Origin of the sequence: Candidatus Thermodiscus eudorianus (assembly GCA_015521085.1) — an archaeon.
Classification (GTDB): Archaea; Thermoproteota; Thermoprotei_A; order Sulfolobales; family Acidilobaceae; genus Thermodiscus; species Thermodiscus eudorianus.
On the sequence record WAOW01000001.1, the window covers coordinates 36936 to 53983 of the forward strand.

Genomic DNA, 17048 nt, shown 5'->3' on the forward strand with positions numbered 1-17048 from the left:
TCGATTAATGTCGTCTACAGTTTAGTCATATGCCGAGGTATTATAAGGGTGACGCAATGGAGTTATTGTTAATCGTCTACGCTTCGATAAAAAGGGGGTTGACGTGGGCCTGGAGGGCTATCCTAGGCCTCCTCAAGTAGTATATTGGCGTATTTCTCCCTCAGCGCCCTCTTATTTATCTTGCCCACGCTGGTCTTCGGCAGGTCCTCCACAACCAGGACCTTGTCGGGGAGCCACCATTTCGGTATCTGGCCCGTCTCCACGAAGTTCTTCATGAGGAACTCGTTGATAGACTCTGTGCTTATCTTGTCCTCGCACCCGGGCTTTGGCACCACCAGTGCCACTGGCCTCTCCTGCCACTTGGGGTGTTTCGCTGCTATCACGGCTACCTGGGCTACGCACTCGTGCCTGCTTATAGCGTCTTCCAGCCTCACGCTGCTTATCCACTCGCCACCGCTCTTGATCACGTCTTTGTCCCTGTCTACGATTACTATGCTGCCGTCGGGATACCATACGGCGATGTCGCCCGTGTGGAACCATCCTCCCCTCCAGGCGGCCTCCGTCTTCTCGGGGTTCTTGTAGTACTCTGGCGTTATCCAGGGCCCTCTCACCACTATCTCGCCCATGGTCTTGCCGTCCTTGGGGACCGGCTTCATCTCCGGGTCGACCACTTGGAGGTCTATGAGTGGTATCGGCCATCCGGTCCTGAGGGCGTAGTCGAGGTAGTTGGGGCTCTTGAAGTCTATCCCGGTCTTGGCTGGCGGGGATGCGAGCGTTAGTATAGGCGCTGTCTCGGTCATGCCGTAGCCCACGAAGACCCTCATACCCCTCTTCAGGGCCAGCTCGGCTAGACCCCTTGGGAGCGCTGACCCGCCGTTTACGAAGGTCAGACCGCTGAGGTCGTACTTCTCGCTGGCCGGGTGTGCCAGTAGCATGTAGAGTATGGTGGGCACGCCCGCTGTAAAGTCGACTTTCTCGTCGGCTATCAGTTTGAGGAGTACTTCGGGCTCCAGCTTGTTGGGGTACACTTGCTTCATCCCGAGTAGTGTTGCGATGTAGGGTAGGCCCCAGGAGTATACGTGGAACATAGGCACTATGTGTAGTATCGTGTTCTGGCTCGACAGCCTGAAGTCCTTCGAGATAGTAGCAAGGTGTAGAGCGCCGCTCATAGCGTGGAGGACCATGGCCTTATGGCTATGGTACGCGCCTTTCGGCAACCCGGTAGTGCCACTCGTGTATCCCATGGCGGCCGGCTGGTCCTCACTCAGCTGGGGCCACTCGAAGCTGCTGGAGTGCTCTCTTATGAAGTCCTCATAGTGGTAGGCAGGGAGCCCTGCCACCTTCTCCGGCGCGGAATCCGAGTCGACAACGATGATCGCCTCCAGGCTAGGCACCTTGGGTGCTATGACCTCGACCAGCTTTAGGAAATCCGAGTTCGTTATCACGACCTTGTCCTCCGCCTGCGACATTACGTATGCGATCTCCGCGGGCGCCAGCCTGATGTTGATCGGGTGTAGCACAGCCCCCATCATGGGCACAGCGAAGTACGCCTCGTAGTGCCAGTGGGTGTTCCAGTCTAGGGTCGCAACCCTGTCTAGCTTGCCTACCCCGAGGCTCGACAGGGCAGATGCCAGCTTAGCGATCCTATCGGCCGCGTCGCTGAAACTGTACCTCTCTACGCCCTTCTTAGTCCTGTACACTATCTCCATGTCTGGAAACAGTTGGAGCGCTCTCTTGTAGATCCAGTCCAGGGTTACTTCATAGCCAGGCCTCACTGGGACTTTCTCTGGGAGGGACACGTCATGCCACCCGCCGTGTAGAAGGCTCGTGTATTATTCGGTGTGTAACTCGGTATTTGAATCTTAGTTATATTCATTAATTTATTATAAAACCGGGCTTATATTATAGACGCGATAAAAACGTTACCCAGAGTCCACCCAGCACCGACTAGCGCATAGACGACCCCGTAGACGATCCCCCTCTCGCCCAGACCCGTCCTGGAGGCGATATAGGCCTTAGCGATAGTCTCATAGCCAGCCATCGCCAAGCCCCACAAGGCCGCGAAGAGCATCAGATGCATGGCCAGCAGCGAGAGAGTAGCTAATACCGACGCGATAGGCAGTACAATGAGGGACCGGGGCCCAACCATATCATATAACACGCCCAAGGGTATAGCCGACAAGGCGTCAACAGCCATGGCCAGCGCGTACGCAAGCGCTATATCGGCCATAGACTCTCTAGCAGACAACAGAGAGCCCGCCGTCGCCCAATGCACAAAGGGTGCGATCGACAATACCAGGGGGATCGATAGCTTAACGCTACGGGCCACTGTATCCCTAAACCCGGCCTGGGGCTTGGCCGCAACTCGGGGGTTTGGATAGAGCGTATAGGAGAATGAGAGGAGTAGGATTGCCATCGCGGCCGGGATCCCGAGCAGGATGAAGGCCGAGCTAACTCCTCGGCTCTCTAGGGATGCCGCCATGAAGAGTGCCCCGGTGATCGCGCCGGCCTGGTCCAGGAGCTCATGGACTCCGAATAGCTTGCCTGCCCCGAGCCGGGAGCCTACCTCGGATAGGATAGCGTCCCTGGTCGGAGCCCTCAGTCCCTTGCCGATTCTCTCAACGATATAGAGCGTGAATGCTATCTCCCATTCCCCAGCTAATGCGAGTAGCGGTACCGCCGTGAGATTGACTATGTACCCGGCGAACACCATGCCCCAGTAGAATCTAGGCGACGCGTATCTATAGGAGAGTAGCCCAGCAATAAGCCTGGCAAGGTATGATATTGCCTCTCCTATGGAAAGGCTCCCCACTATAATTAGCGACGCGCCGAGTCCTGAGAGGTAGGGCCCCGAGATGCTCCTAGCCCCCTCGTAGGTTAGGTCGGCGAAGAAGGATACGAGTGACAATAGCAGGAAGACCGTCAGCATCCTCTTCGAGGCGGCTGCTCTCTCCAAGGTCCGTGCCCATCGATTAATTATGGTTCCCTCACAAACATAACCATGGTGTATACCCCCTTGATGAGGAACGTTTTGGAGGAGGAGATAAACGGGTTCCAGTACATAGTGTACGGCGACGTACGGGATATAGAGTACCTAGTCCTGGGGCTGCCCGACGTGGGCCTAGTAGGGGCTATTGCGGGCCTGCACCTGATCAGGGAGCTGGAGATGGCAGACGTCGCCGGGATAGATAGCTACTCCGCGCTACCGCCCGTTGTCGTCATAAACCGCGGCGAGCCCAAGTACCCCGTGAGGATTTACAAGGGCAAGGGAATAGGCGTTGTCGTCACAGACGTCCCCATCGCGCTCCCGGCGATCCCCCTATTCGCGCAGTCAATAGTGCAGTTCTCTAGGCTAATGGGAGTCAAGATGCTTATCAGCGTCACGGGAATGGGGTCTCCTAAGAGGATTGAGAAGGAGAAGCCCGAGCTATACACGCTAGCAGTCGGCAGGGGAGCCGAGATAGAGGCTGGCAGGGTAGGGGGTAAGAAGGTGGAGAACGGCATACTGGTAGGGCCCTATGCCCTCATACTGAAGGAGTCTGCGAGGAAGAACATGGATAACATAGTATTCATGGTCGAGTCCTTCGCAGATCTCCCCGATCCGGAGGCTGCTGCCGTGGCGGTTGAGGCTATATCGAAGGTGACGGGAGTCGAAGTGGGGGTCTCAAGGCTATTGGAGGAGGCTGAGAAGCTGAAGCTACGCCTCAAGGAGTTGATGAAGGAGACCAGTAGCATGATGGCTAAGATGGGTAAGGGCTATGAGTACAGGCCGCCACTAATCTACACCTAGACTGTCCAGCCGTTGCCCTGGTGATCCGCGATGACCGGTGACGTGGTCGACGAGTTCTTCAGCGACGTGGAGCGAGCGCTGAGGAGGATGAGGAGGCTCCAGAGGGAGATAGAGTCTTACTTCTCAAGGCTGTTCGAAGGCGTGGAGGACTTATACGAGGATAGATTGAGGAGGCTGGCCTCCGACGTCGAGGAACCACTAGTCGAAATACGCGATGTCGGGGACGAGGTTGTAGTAATTGTTGACACGTCTGGCATGAAGGACGAGACGATCGACATAAAGGTGACAAACGACTCCATAATAGTATCCGGGGCCGTCGACGAACGCAAAATACAAGAGGCGCTACAGGGATGGTACCTGGCCCACAGAAAGAAGGAGTTCAGAGGCGTCTACAAGCTGGGATACACGATAGACCCCTCGACCGTCAGGGTCGAGAAAAGGGGGAGCGTACTAGTTATACGGGCTAAGAAGACTCCTCCCCGCTTGACTCCTTGACGGCCTCCCCCAGTATCTCGGCTATATCCCTCACCTCGAACCCGAAGTCCTCCGCCTCGCCTCTGAACATGGTGTTACAGTAGGGGCACGCCACTGCAACCACACTCGGCCTCCCGTCTCCGAGGGACTTGAGGGTCTCCGCGGCTTCCTGGGCCCTGAGCCTCGCAATCCTCTGGCCCCGTTTGATCTCGTAGAACATGTGACCTCCCCCGCCTCCGCAGCAGAAGCTCTTGTCTCTGGAGCGCGGCATCTCCTTTATCCTCAAGCCCTTTATGCTCTGTAGCACCGAGCGTGGTTCGTCATAGTGCCCGTTCCATCTGCCCAGGTAGCACGGGTCGTGGAAGGTTACGTTTATCTCGACCTCTTTCTCAGGCTTGATTTTCCCTTCTTTGAGCAGCCTAGCTAGTACTACGCTGTGGTGCTCTACTTCGAGTTTCTCTAGGAAGTCCGCGTAGTCCTTGGTTTCCTCGTTATTCCTAATATAGTCGAGGTACTTCTTGTATTCGTTCTTGAATACGTGGTAGCCGTGCGGGCAGTGGACTAGTAGCTTCTTGAACTTGTACTGGGACAGGTTCTCCAGGTTCATCTTCATAATCTCGACGAAGAGGGCCTCCTCTCCCATCCTCCTAGCAGGCTCGCCACAACACCCCTCCTCCATGAGGACCGCGACCCTGTAACCAGCCTTCTTGAGCAGCCTGATCGTCTGCTCTGCCACCGGCCTTATCCTCGGGTCATAGCTCGCAACGCAGCCTATCCAGTACAGGTAATCGTACTCCTCTCCCGGCTCGGCGATTATATCCTCTCCATACCTCTCGGATAACTCCTGGATCCACTCCTCCCGGTCAACCGGGTTGTAGCCGAAGGGGTTGCCGGTCTGTTGCATCGAGTAGAGCGCGTTTAACGCGTCCTCGGGTATCTGTTCGCTCCCGGAGCTCATCATTCCCCGTCTCACGTCGATTATCGTGTCCACGTGGTGGATTAGGACGGGGCACTCGTTGACGCAGGCTCCACAGGTTACACAGCTCCAGACGGCCTCAGGGTTGATCTTCACGCTAGCGGTTTCTCCGTCCTCTTCAGACCATACGTTCTCGTCCCATGCCCCGTTATACATGAGGTCTCTCATGCGTGTGATTATGTCTCTGGGGGAGAGTATTTTTCCGGAGGCGTAGGCTGGGCAGGCGTTTGTGCACCTCATACAGCTAGTGCATGCATCGTAGTCCATCCTCTGCTTCCATGTAGTGTCCTTGAGCTTGACAATCCCTATCGGCTTCTCTTGCTCTATCCTCTCGTCTATATCGTGGAATGCGCGTATAGCCATAGCCGCTGGCTCCTTCCTGGATAGGGTCACGTTTAGGGTTGCCGCTGCTATGTGCCAGAGGTTTGTGAAGGGGATTATTGCCAGGCTGAACTGGGCTATTAGGAAGTGGAATAGCCACAGCGGCCTGTAAATCGATTTAAGTTCTCCCAGCGTTAGTGTAGTGGCCCACTTGTATATGAGGTATCCCACCGGGTCGAACCAGGCTTTCTCATAGGACTGCCTGTAGTATGCCGCAGACATCCCGTCTAGGAAGAATCCCGTCACAACTATTATGATGAATAGTATATGTACTATGTAGTATACCGGGTCCTTGGGTAGATTGGGCGTCAACCCGAGAGCGCGTCTTATCATGGCCAGTATACTTCCTACAACGACCATGACCCCGGCAATATTATTCAACAACTTATACACTATCCATATGTTTCCCACTAGGAACCTGTGAACATGCAGGTCTATGGCTCTCAGGCTAGTGGCTATGAGGAGCCACAGCATCCCCCCGTATATCAGTAGGTGGATCAAGCCAGGGAACCTATGGCGAACCACCTTCCACTGGAATATGGCGTACTTCAGTAGATTCTTTATCCTCAGGCCTATGGGGCCATACTCTATCCTCTCGCCTCCAAAGGTCCACCTCTTGTAGGCCTCCCACAGGCTGTAGAGTAGGACTATAACCGTGATAGTTGATACGATGTATACGATCGGTTCCAGGTCCTCGACCATTGCAAAGTGCTCTATAATTATCTCTCCAGCCATTGGATCCACCCGGCCAGAGCAAGCCCGTTACGTTGTGGAGCGACAGGTCACTAACATAGGATCTAGTGTGTAGATATAGGCTATCTATAATCGTCTAGTTTAAAAACCCTCACAGCGGACACGAATTATTACCTCCCCAGACCAACACTACCACGGGGCAACTAGGGTGGCACGCAAGAAAACCAGAACCCTCGACGAGTTCCTCAAGAACATCGAAAGAAAGGTTAACAGCAAGCCCCTAAAAAAGCCAAGAGAACCCAGGCGAGCCCCCGCGGAGCCGCCTAGGAGGGAAACAGTAGAAGAACCAAGCAGGCCAGGCAAGTACACTCTAGAAAGCTTCATAGCAAGACCCGCCTCCCAAACCAGAAGCCTCACCAGTGTAAAGGGCTACGAGAAACGAGTCCGGGACGAGATGAGGGAGACAGCCACCGAGAGGACCGTGAGGGAGAGTTCCACGGTTGAAGCGAAAGAAGAGGAACAGGTAGAGATGAAACCTAGCAATGCAGGGGTAACGCTGCCGGCACGAGCCGGGGAACCGCTGGACTCCGGGTTGGAGGTTTCTAGTTTCACGCTTAATAGGAGCCCGGTTGTAGAGGAGGCTTATGGTTATCTAATGGACGTTAGGTATGATGGGAGTATAGGTAAGGCGATAGTATTCGTATATGACCCCGGCGAGGAGAGGCTAGTCAAGTGGATAGACAGGTCCGGCCATAGACCCTACTTCCTGACGGATGCTCGTCCAGAGGATCTGGGGGAGACGAGACCCCCTATAACCAGTGATGAGAGGGTTGTCAGTATCGAGACGGTCACCAAGTTCCACCCGATAAAGCGGGAGAAGGTCAAGCTCACGAAGATAGTAGTCTCGGACCCCCTGGCCGTGAGAGGTCTGAGGGAGAGGATTAAGGAGGCTGGCTTCAACTACTGGGAGGCCGATATAAAGTACCACCACAACTATGTCTTCGACAACGAGATAGTGCCCGGCATGCTATACCACGTCTCAAAGGGCTTCACGCTAGAGGAATCAGACCCGGAGAGCGCGGCTAAGCTAGTAGAAGAAGTATTCAGCGACGAGACCAAGGAGTTCCAGGAACTAGCCAAGAACTGGGTTCCAATATTCGAGCAACCCCCACCCGATATACCAAGGATCGCCATAGACATCGAGGTATACTCGCCCTACTCGGGAGAGCTACCAGACCAGAGGACGGCCTCCTATCCAATAATCAGCATAGCACTCGCCGACAACCGCGGTATGAGGAAAGTGCTGCTCCTCGCACGAGACGACGTGGAGACAGGTGACTTGACGAGGATTAAGGCTGAGGTCGAGATATTCGACGACGAGAGGAGCATGATACTGGAGGCCCTACGGATAATATCAAACTACAGCGTCATAGTCACGTTCAACGGGGACAACTTCGACCTACCCTACATGTATAACAGGCTCGTATCCCTCGGCGTCTACCCAAGCCTCCTACCCTTCGAGTTCAAACAGGACTATGTAACGTTCACCGACAACCTGCATGTTGACTTACACAGGTTCTTCGACATAAGAGCGCTACAAGTGTACGCCTTCGGCAACAAGTATAGGGAGAAGAGCCTCGACGCGGTCGCAGAAGCGCTACTCGGCAAGAAGAAAGTCGCCCTAGAGAAGCCGATCTCCGAGTTATCGCTAGAGGAACTGGCCCACTATAACGTACGCGATGCCGAGCTGACAATCGAGCTGACCACGTACTCGGACAACCTGGTGTGGAACCTCATCATCCTACTAATGAGAATAAGCAAGCTAGGCCTCGAAGACGTGACCAGGACGCAGGTATCGGGCTGGATCAAGAGTCTGATGAACTGGGAGCACAGGAGGAGGAACTACCTAATACCCTCGCGGGACGAGATAGCGTCCTACGCCAACATAGCCCGGACCAGGGCTATTATAAAGGACAAGAAATACCAGGGGGCAAAGGTACTCCAGCCACCCCAGGGAGTGTTCTTCAACATATACGTCCTCGACTTCGCGAGCCTGTATCCCTCCATCATAAAGAACTGGAACCTCAGCTACGAGACCGTAAACAACCCCTATTGTAAAGGCGAGGCTATAGAGATCCCGGATGTAGGCCACAAGGTATGCAAATCCATCCAGGGCATCTCAAGCCAGATCGTCGGCCTCCTGAAGGATTTCAGGGTTAGAATCTATAAGAGGAGGGCTAAAGACAAGACGCTGCCAGCAACCGAGAGGCTTTGGTATAATACCGTCCAGGCGGCAATGAAGGTATACGTCAACGCCAGCTACGGGGTATTCGGCACCGAATCCTTCCACCTATACTCCCTGGCTGTAGCTGAGAGCGTGACGGCCATAGGCAGAAGGGTGCTAACCGCTACCGAGGAGAAGGCGAGGGAGCTAGACCTGATAATACTCTACGGCGACACCGACAGCGTCTTCCTATGGGATCCCCCAGAAGAGAAGATAGACATGCTGACCAGGTATATAAAGGAGGAGTTCAACCTCGACCTGGAGAAGGACAGGGAGTTCAAGATAGGCCTCTTCTCGGGGCTAAAGAAGAACTACATAGGCATAACACGGGAGGGCTCCATAGTCATAAAGGGGATGGTCGGGAAAAAGAGCAACACCCCAGAATTCCTCAAAAACGAGTTCCACAGAGCAGTAGAGATGCTAGGAGAGCTAGAGGAGCCGGAAGACGTGGTCAAGGTACTAGACAAGATGAGAGCCCATGTAAGCGAGATCTATAAGAGACTCAAGAAGCACGCGTACACCCTCGACGAGCTAGCCATACGAGTAATGCTATCAAAGGACCCCCGGGAATACAAGAAAAACACCCCGCAGCACGTAAAGGCAGCCCTACTACTAAGGAAGAACGGGATACACGTGGCTAGGGGCTTCATAGTATCCTTCGTCAAGACAAGGGACAGTCTCGGCGTGAAGCCGGTGAAGCTAGCCAAGCTATCCGAGGTCGATACCTCGAAATACTTCGACTACGTGAAGACTGTATTCGAGCAGATGCTACTCGCCCTGGGTGTTAGGTGGACTGCGCTGGGCAGTGCTAGCTTGACGGACCTCCTCGCCTCCGCGGAGGGATGAGGCAATCCACGATATAACCCCCGGGCCTCCAAATCAATTGATGAAGTGGGCGGTGAGGATCGACTCGGATCCGAGGGCTAAACGGGTCTATGAGGAGCCGTGTGAGGGCTGAGCCCATCCTCTATCCCGAGGCCTCCAATGCCTTAGCCCTCATGTACCTCCTATAGTTGCTCAGGGACCTATAGACTAGGAGGATGGCTATTACAGCGCTCATCGACAGCGCTACTAGGCTAGCCAACGTATAATCCAGCAAGAGTAACCCGATAGACACGTCCACTAGGATCAACAGTAGCGGGGTGAGCAACGCGAATAACTTGTAATCACCGCCCACCCAAGGCAGGCTATAGGCCTCGGGCCTAGCCAGAGACAGATAAGAGGTATACAACGTGGGTGTCAACACCACCAACAAGACGAGGCCGGCCTCCCACAGCCCAAGCCTGACGATCTCAGCCACCGCGTAGACGTAGACTACCGTAGAGAGGGCTAGGGCAACGGCGATCAACACCCGCCATGAACGGGGCAAACGCTCTATCAACACCACGCTAGCCTCAACTGCATCATCGGGCGGCGGCTCCCTCACAGCCTCGATCTCGGCCAGACGCTTCGAGTACTCTACAGCGAATACCACCGATGCCACTGCAACGACCGCATACAGGAGCGCCTCGAAGGCGATACCAAGGAATAGCCCGACCGGGATCATGAGGAGCCCCGACACCCCGAGGACGAGTCCTAGGACCCTGTTAACCCGCGCCCACACACGCTTGGAGACTGTGGCATAGGAGAGCCTAACCCCAATAAGGGGCCCAGGCTCAAGCTCCCCAGCGAGCCAGGCGAGGCCGAACCCGATAATGGACAGGGACAGGCCCAGTGCTACAGCCAGGGGCCATTGCTCTTCCAAGCCTAGCCACCCCTATCACATATCAGCTTCCCAAGAAGTCTCCGAGCCTCTGATATGAGTACCTCGTAGGCGTCACGGGCCCGGTCATTCACCCTATAGTATTTCCTAAGGGTCCCAGCTGGGCTCCGGGCCCAATAGCTCTCGGCCAATCCATTCTTCTCAAGCCTCTTCAACGCATCGTAGACCGTGGTCTCCGGGGCCCATACACCAGTGAGGTTCTCTATCATCTTCCTGACCCCGTAGCCGTGTAGGGGTCCCTCCCTCAGTAGTATGTCTAGTACGACCAGGGTTAGTAGCCCTGTCCTCAAGTCTCTCACGAGCTTGGCTATCCTCTTATCATCGCCCATAGATGGTCCCTCAAGCAGGCTCTAGAACGCTGCTGCCATGGGCTCGGCCGCTCCCCCGGGTCCATGAGGTTATAATGGTCGAGGTATTTGATCATTTACTAGTCTCCGGGCCCCTTATAATACACTGTATTGCTATTGCCATAGTAACTATATCACTCGCGAGGTTATACATGTTGCATGGGGGCGTTTATGAGTGTAGAGAACGCCACGCTAGCACTCGTCATAAAGGGCTCCGAGATAAACTTGATGTCGGCCACGAGCCCGCTCATGATTACAGTCTACGCTGCCACTATGCTACCCCTGATCGGCCTAGCCCTATACTACCGTGGAAAGCCTGGTGGGAGGGCGAAGGTGAAGCTGCTCCTAGTAGCCTTGATAGCGGTAGCAGTCATATACCTGGGAGTCAGCCTGGCCACCGCGCAATGGAACAAATACTATGGCGTCTGGGTTGAGGACGAGACAATACACGCTAGGTACTATGGTGGTAGCACCTTCGAGGGAGACCTTTGTAGAGTCAACATAACCCTAACCACGGTCGACCATGCCAGGAAACTATTATCCATTAGAACCAATGGCGTCTCCGATCCCTCGCTAAGACTCTATATGGGCCACTTCAAGCTCAAGGACGGTTCCAAAGGCGATGTACTGATTATAGGCAAAAAGGCGGATGGAGTGATAATAATAAGCAAGGAGGGTGAAAAGCTCCTAGTAGGCCTCCCAGGAACAGGGGACTTCTACCACAAGCTAGTCGAGCTTAGAGGCAAGATATGCGGGTAGGGATTGGTGGGCCCGCGGGGATTTGAACCCCGGACCACGGGGTCCCGAGTCGGGCGCCAACCCCCAAGGGGGGCTCGGCGTACCCCGCATCCTAGCCAGGCTAGACGACGGGCCCAGCCCTATCCCCTTCCACATAGTCATGTCCAACCGGACCGTCAATATATCCCTTATCCCAGCCTAACCTATTTTAGACCCGAGCCCCACCCCTACATAAGGGGTATTCGACCATTGTCTATAACCGCACCAGGAGACTACGCAATCGCGATGATAGCCCGCAGGATAGCCGGGGACATCGTCATGAACGACGACCCCGGCACGGCCCTAAGGAAGTGGCGCGAGTACTTCGACGCTAGCCAGAACGAAGTGGCGAGGCAAATGGGGGTCTCCCCAAGCGTCGTCAGCGACTATGAAAAGGGCCGGAGGCTGCCAGGGGCGAGGTTCATCAACCGCTTCGTATCGGCTCTCCTAGCAATAGACCAGTCACGCGGGTGGCCGAAGGTCCACGAGTTATCAAGGACCCTAGGTATACCCGCCGGGGCCATCATTGACATGAGAGAGTTCAAGGAGGCTATGTCCCTTGAGAAGCTCATAGAAGCCGTTAACGGCGTGCTCCTAGCACCCGACTACTCCGTAGAGAAGAGGATCTATGGATACACAGTGGTCGACAGCATAAGGGCTATCGCCACGCTCTCCGGAATGCAGTTCTACGCCCTACTGGGAGGGACCCCCGAGAGGGCCATAGTCTTTACCGGGGTGAGGATGGGTAGGAGCCCCATGGTGGCGGTCAGGGTCTCACCGGTCAAGCCAGGCGTTGTTATAATACATGGCCCCCGCGAGAAGCTCGACCCCCTAGCGGTGGAGCTCGCCAAGCTCGACGGCGTCCCCCTGATACTTAGCCTGGCCGAGAGTGTAGAGGAGCTGGTCCGGGGCCTGAGGAAGTACAGCGTGGGAGGATCTATCCCCTCTGTTGGAGTCTTAGGATAGCCTCGGCGATATCCCCGCCGACCTCCTCAAGTACTCTCCTCGCCTCCTCTCTGGAGGCTCCGGTCTGCTCTACGACCAGGTCTATGTCTTCATCACTTATCTCAACCGCTCCCTCCTCCTTCTCCTCCTCCACGCGCTTCAGATCCCCTACGACGTATAGCATGGGCGGCTGGCCCTTAGCCCTCATAACCATAACCTGCGGCTCCTCCACGACAAGCTTAGAACCATCATCGAGCTCGACCGAGATCCTGACGGCGTTCAACTCCTCCACACGTATGCCGAACCTCTTCATAGCCTTCTGCAGATCCCTGGGATTCATCCCGAACAATTCCCAGCACCCTCTCCTATGGGTAAAGCATTGGCTCACAGCCGATTTTATAGCTATAGAAGAATCCCGGCATGTAAAAAGAGGAGATCGACTGGGGGGTTAACGGCCCAGTACCCTGAGGATCTCGACTAGCCTCGCTAGGCCGCGGGCAACCTCTGGATCCTTCAGGCTCCCCAGTACCTGGCTTAGCCCTGCCGGCTCCACGTCCCTAGTCAGCGCGCCGACGATGTCGCCTAGCTTATCCAGCAGGAAGTCTATCGAGTCGCCCAGCTCAAGGGTCCCTCTGACTAGAACCAGGTCCATTATCCTATGGATGACCTCTGGCTCGGTCAGTGCGACTAGCATGTCCAGGAGCCCGCTCTTTTCAAGGTTCATCACTAGGTCCACTAGCTTGCCGAGCGCCTCCTGGAAGCTCGGGTCCTCTAGGTAGACGAGTAACTCCTCAAGGGGGTCCCTCCTACTCATACCTACCACCCTCTCTCACCCAGCACCTTTGGATCCGTGGCCCTAAAGTAGGCCCTGAAGACGGGGCTCCACTTCTCCGGGTCACGTAGGCTCGACCAGTACGCCGCTATGAATACGTCCTCTAGGAGCCTCTTGAATTTACTGAACTTGACGGGTATTACTGGATGCTCGTAAGAGCTTATAACGAAGGCCGCCTCCCCGTCAGCCACTATGGGGCAGTTGGTCCTCCCGTTGAACCTGGCGTCGAAGCCCATTATCCGCTCCACCACGACCTCTCCCCCGAGGTGGGCGGTAACCCCCGTCTTGCTGGTCGGCGCATTGTTACAGTCTCCCACGGCGAAGACGTCGTCGTGGCCCTCGACCTGCAGAGTGTGCTTGTCAACCTTGAAGTAGCCGTCATCGTCTCTCACACTCTCTGGGACCACCTCTATCCGCGGCCCCTTATGTACGGGTATAACGGCGGCCACGTCAAAGCTTATCTCGTCGCCCTCGATAGAGTAGATCTTCCCAGCATCGACGTCGATGCTGTCGACCGTGAACATGGTCACTAGCTCCACGCCAGCCTCCTCCAGCTTGGGCTCAACGATCCTCGCCATCACCTCGGAGGGGTATGCGTGTATGAAGGGGAGGGCCAGGGTGACCTTCACCTTCCCACGCAGCCCCCTCTTATTAATGGTCTGTGCGGCTAGGAAGGCGGCCTTGTGGGGTGCTGGCGGGCACTTGTAGAGTGGGTCTGCGGCCGCGATCACTAGGCTGCCTTCCCTCATCTTGGAGAAGTGGCTCCATAGCTTGGAAGCGTTGTCGGCTCCCGAGTAATAGTCTCCGTAGGTCTCCCAGAGCTGTTTGTGGCCTGGGATTGCGTCGTAGTCGTATGAGGCTCCGAGGGCTATGATCAGGTAGTCGTACGTGTATTCTCTTGCGTCTTCAAGCTTTACGATCCTGTTGTCGAGGTCTATCTTTGATACAGTGCCCTTAACTAGCTCTACGTTCTTCTTTACGAGGCTCTCTACGGGCCTGAGGTATTTCTCTGGCTTGTGGCCTTGGAACGCTATCCACAGCATGCCGGGCTGGAATAGGTGGTAGTCGCTCTTCTCGATTATAGTCACGTCGTAGCCTTCCGAGGCTAGTAGGTTCCCTGCTACCAGTCCGCCTGTTCCTGCTCCCAGTACTAGGACCTTTCCACTCACACGTCTACACCTCCCATATTAGATAAAAATTAGTATTGATTTAAAGGGTTATTTCTTGGCTGTTACCTTTATAACAGCCCGGATGACTCCGTCCCCCTCCTTCAACTCCACTAGCTCGTTGCCGGTCCTCTTAACCCAGGCCTCGACGTCCGGCTTGAACCCCGGATCGGTGGCAACAACCTCTATGATGTCACCGTTTTTAGCGTTCCTATAGGCCCTTACGAGCTTCGTTATGGGGCCCGGGCAGGCCATCCCCCGGGCGTCAACTACAATCTTCTCCGCCATCACGCCACACCCGGCTTGGAGTGGCTAGATGAATATGACCTGGTAGTCGGCTGTCTCGCCCATGAAGAACGCAGCCCCGACCATGTCGTCGACTATCGGATCTAGGTCCTCCTTCTTCAGGCCAATGACTTCCGCCATCAAGCTGCACACGTATATCTTTACGTCTCCAGTCTCCTTGGCCTCCTTCACGATGTCATACCAGCTTGGCATGTTAAGCTTCTTCATTCCCTCCAATAGCTTGGAGGCCATGTCTTCGAACTCCTTGGTGAATCTGGGCTCTGGCTTATTCTTGGTGAAGTACAGGGTTGCGTAGCCGGTTACGAATATCTTTACCGGGACGCCTAGGTTGGCCGCTGTCTGTGTGAGGACGGCTAGGGGTATGAACTTCTCGGCTTCACCCGAGAACATTACGATTGCAAGTCCCTTCGCCATACATGGTCACCTTTTCATGTATATACATATATACATAGGCTAGTATAATCGATTGCAGGAGGAAGCGTATATACATATTAACGTATATACTGTATATCCCTTACCAAAACAAACCCCTGAAAATTATTAGGGCTTCCATAAAGAGCCCGGGGGGAGTGGAGGCAGGAAATGCCCCGCATACTCTATACACTAGGCCACTCCAACAGAAGCCTGGAAGAATTCAAGAAGATCCTAACAGACTACAACATAGAAGCCATAGTCGACATCAGGAGATGGCCAACCAGCAGGAAGAACCCACACTTCAACAGGGAAACACTAGAAAAGACCGTAGAGAAACTGGGAATCACATACCACTGGATGGGAGACACGCTAGGCGGGTACAGGAGGATGACGCCAGAAGCCAGCAGAATCAAGTGCTTCGAGTCAAACGGATTCAAGGCATACGCGTACTATATAACGACGGATGCCAGGGCATGGAGGGCCCTAGAGGAGATAGCGGATATAGCGGGTCGGAAGACCACGCTTATACTCTGTAGCGAGAGACTGCCCTGGAGGTGCCACAGGAAGATCGTGAGCGACTGGCTACTCTGGCGCGGCTTCAAGGTAATACACATAATAGACCCCGGCCATGAGACACCCCACAAGTACACCAATTGCGCCAAGATAGTCGACGGGAGGCTCGTCTACCTCTAGAGGATTAAAGCCACGAGGCCCGAAGCAACCAGCACCAACCCCACCACAAGCGAGAAGACGTGCATGTTAAGCCTCCTAGCCAACAACTCCATAAAGTAGATCCCAGCCAAACCGCTAAGGAAAGAAGACGCGAGCGCCACGCCCATACTACTGGCTAGGTACGCTCCCTCAACCAGTCCAGTGTAGACAGCGGCCAGTAATATGACGGGGATACCGGCGAGGAAGCTGGATCGAACAGCCTTCAAAGGAGAAACACCACGCAAAACCAAGACAGCTATCGTGAGCCCGCTCCTGGACACTCCAGGGATCGCGGCGACCCCCTGGGCCACTGCAAGCCATAGTATGTCTCGGAGTGTAAGCTCCTCCCTCTCGGATCCGCTAAGGCTCAAGCCGGCTACCCCGATGAGAGTCAATGGCGCTCCAACCAGGATCATAAGCCAGTCGAGCCCGACGCCGCCGGCAATCCTCTCGTAGAGTAGAAACAATGGATACCCCACCGCCACGCTCACGGGGGTAGCTATAAGCCAGATCCTTGATACCTCACACTCCATAGGCCTAGTAAGCCCTACTATCCCGGAGACGACGCTCCTCCAGTAGTAGGCTATAGCTGACAGGAGGGTCCCTCCGTGTAGCGCCAGTGAGAGTTCATAGGCGATGCCGGGGGAGAGCCCGAGGGATAGCGATAAAGCCAGCATGACCTGGCCGCTGCTACTCACAGGCAACCACTCTAGTAAGCCCTGTAACAGTCCTGCCAGCAGGTATGCCTGGTCCACGGCGTCCACGCCTTCCAGAGGGTATAGCCGGCTGTAACCAGTGGAGGCGGGTCTAGAAGAAAATAAGTGATGTTGTTATTAGACTGGCTACTTGAGAGCTACTTTTTCGATATAGCCTCTAGGTACTCGTCGACCGGTATTATCCTGTAGGTCGCCGTCCTTATCGTACCCCTCATGTTGAGATTGGTTAACGCGGCGAGCAGAGTCTTCTCGTCGGGCGACTCGACTATGTTTAGGAAGTCCCACTCGCCTAGCATAACGTACTGGTGAACGACCTTGACACCCATCTCCTCTAGCTCCTTGTTTACCTCCTTGACCCTCTCGGGCTTTTGGAAGACGGTCTCTGCGCCCTTGTCTGTTAGCTTTGACAGTACTACGAATGTCGGCATGCGAGGACACCTCTATAATATACTAGTGTATTCTAAGCTATTATTA

18 protein-coding genes and 1 tRNA gene are annotated in these 17048 nt (G+C 55.0%); 6 read left to right on the forward strand and 13 right to left on the reverse strand.

Annotated elements, in window-relative coordinates:
* Positions 1-122: 122 nt before the first annotated feature.
* Together F7C38_00210 and F7C38_00215 are read right to left on the reverse strand one after the other, a co-directional pair.
* On the reverse strand, positions 123-1799 hold the full coding sequence (locus F7C38_00210) for a long-chain fatty acid--CoA ligase (protein ID MCE4599976.1): 1677 nt from the start codon (positions 1797-1799) through the stop codon (positions 123-125).
* Between the two features lie 98 nt (positions 1800-1897).
* The gene (locus F7C38_00215) at positions 1898-2956 is read right to left on the reverse strand and encodes an MFS transporter (GenBank protein ID MCE4599977.1); all 1059 of its coding nucleotides are present in this window, start codon (positions 2954-2956) and stop codon (positions 1898-1900) included.
* Between the two features lie 63 nt (positions 2957-3019).
* Here F7C38_00215 and F7C38_00220 point away from each other — a divergent pair, with 63 nt between their 5' ends.
* Complete coding sequence (locus F7C38_00220) at positions 3020-3790, forward strand: PAC2 family protein (protein MCE4599978.1); 771 nt, start codon at positions 3020-3022, stop codon at positions 3788-3790.
* Positions 3791-3820: 30 nt separating this feature from the next.
* The gene (locus F7C38_00225) at positions 3821-4285 is read left to right on the forward strand and encodes an Hsp20 family protein (GenBank protein ID MCE4599979.1); all 465 of its coding nucleotides are present in this window, start codon (positions 3821-3823) and stop codon (positions 4283-4285) included.
* On the opposite strand, the gene F7C38_00230 is transcribed toward F7C38_00225, so the two are convergent.
* Positions 4254-6356, reverse strand: a complete 2103-nt coding sequence (locus F7C38_00230; protein ID MCE4599980.1) for a 4Fe-4S dicluster domain-containing protein — start codon at positions 6354-6356, stop codon at positions 4254-4256. The genes F7C38_00225 and F7C38_00230 overlap by 32 nt on opposite strands.
* A 166-nt stretch (positions 6357-6522) precedes the next feature.
* Here F7C38_00230 and F7C38_00235 point away from each other — a divergent pair, with 166 nt between their 5' ends.
* The gene (locus tag F7C38_00235; protein MCE4599981.1) at positions 6523-9444 is read left to right on the forward strand and encodes a DNA-directed DNA polymerase I; all 2922 of its coding nucleotides are present in this window, start codon (positions 6523-6525) and stop codon (positions 9442-9444) included.
* A gap of 121 nt (positions 9445-9565) precedes the next feature.
* Here F7C38_00235 and F7C38_00240 read toward each other — a convergent pair whose 3' ends face one another.
* Both F7C38_00240 and F7C38_00245 read right to left on the reverse strand, forming a co-directional pair.
* Positions 9566-10342 (reverse strand): hypothetical protein, encoded by a 777-nt coding sequence (locus tag F7C38_00240; protein ID MCE4599982.1) that lies wholly within the window; start codon positions 10340-10342, stop codon positions 9566-9568.
* A gap of 2 nt (positions 10343-10344) precedes the next feature.
* Positions 10345-10689 (reverse strand): PadR family transcriptional regulator, encoded by a 345-nt coding sequence (locus F7C38_00245; GenBank protein MCE4599983.1) that lies wholly within the window; start codon positions 10687-10689, stop codon positions 10345-10347.
* Positions 10690-10878: 189 nt separating this feature from the next.
* On the opposite strand from F7C38_00245, the gene F7C38_00250 reads away from it, so the two are divergent.
* Positions 10879-11466, forward strand: a complete 588-nt coding sequence (locus F7C38_00250; protein ID MCE4599984.1) for a hypothetical protein — start codon at positions 10879-10881, stop codon at positions 11464-11466.
* 4 nt (positions 11467-11470) lie between these two features.
* Here F7C38_00250 and F7C38_00255 read toward each other — a convergent pair.
* Positions 11471-11581, reverse strand: a tRNA-Pro gene (locus F7C38_00255).
* 113 nt (positions 11582-11694) lie between these two features.
* On the opposite strand from F7C38_00255, the gene F7C38_00260 reads away from it, so the two are divergent.
* Positions 11695-12450 (forward strand): helix-turn-helix domain-containing protein, encoded by a 756-nt coding sequence (locus F7C38_00260; GenBank protein MCE4599985.1) that lies wholly within the window; start codon positions 11695-11697, stop codon positions 12448-12450.
* Here the strand turns inward: F7C38_00260 and F7C38_00265 are convergent.
* From F7C38_00265 to F7C38_00285, 5 genes are all read right to left on the reverse strand, one after another.
* Entirely contained in the window at positions 12422-12769 is a 348-nt protein-coding gene (locus tag F7C38_00265) for a nascent polypeptide-associated complex protein (GenBank protein MCE4599986.1), read from the reverse strand. The two genes, F7C38_00260 and F7C38_00265, sit on opposite strands and share 29 nt — an antisense overlap.
* Positions 12770-12877: 108 nt before the next feature.
* Complete coding sequence (locus tag F7C38_00270) at positions 12878-13243, reverse strand: DUF1641 domain-containing protein (GenBank protein ID MCE4599987.1); 366 nt, start codon at positions 13241-13243, stop codon at positions 12878-12880.
* A 2-nt stretch (positions 13244-13245) separates the two neighbouring features.
* Entirely contained in the window at positions 13246-14430 is a 1185-nt protein-coding gene (locus F7C38_00275) for an FAD-dependent oxidoreductase (protein MCE4599988.1), read from the reverse strand.
* A gap of 48 nt (positions 14431-14478) precedes the next feature.
* A complete protein-coding gene (locus F7C38_00280; GenBank protein ID MCE4599989.1) occupies positions 14479-14715 on the reverse strand; it encodes a sulfurtransferase TusA family protein in 237 nt (78 codons plus the stop codon).
* Positions 14716-14739: 24 nt separating this feature from the next.
* A complete protein-coding gene (locus tag F7C38_00285) occupies positions 14740-15147 on the reverse strand; it encodes a DsrE/DsrF/DrsH-like family protein (GenBank protein ID MCE4599990.1) in 408 nt (135 codons plus the stop codon).
* A 168-nt stretch (positions 15148-15315) separates the two neighbouring features.
* Here F7C38_00285 and F7C38_00290 point away from each other — a divergent pair, with 168 nt between their 5' ends.
* A complete protein-coding gene (locus F7C38_00290; protein MCE4599991.1) occupies positions 15316-15840 on the forward strand; it encodes a DUF488 family protein in 525 nt (174 codons plus the stop codon).
* Here the strand turns inward: F7C38_00290 and F7C38_00295 are convergent.
* The gene (locus F7C38_00295; GenBank protein ID MCE4599992.1) at positions 15837-16613 is read right to left on the reverse strand and encodes an undecaprenyl-diphosphate phosphatase; all 777 of its coding nucleotides are present in this window, start codon (positions 16611-16613) and stop codon (positions 15837-15839) included. The two genes, F7C38_00290 and F7C38_00295, sit on opposite strands and share 4 nt — an antisense overlap.
* A 98-nt stretch (positions 16614-16711) precedes the next feature.
* A complete protein-coding gene (locus F7C38_00300) occupies positions 16712-17002 on the reverse strand; it encodes a GYD domain-containing protein (protein MCE4599993.1) in 291 nt (96 codons plus the stop codon).
* Positions 17003-17048: the final 46 nt, after the last annotated feature.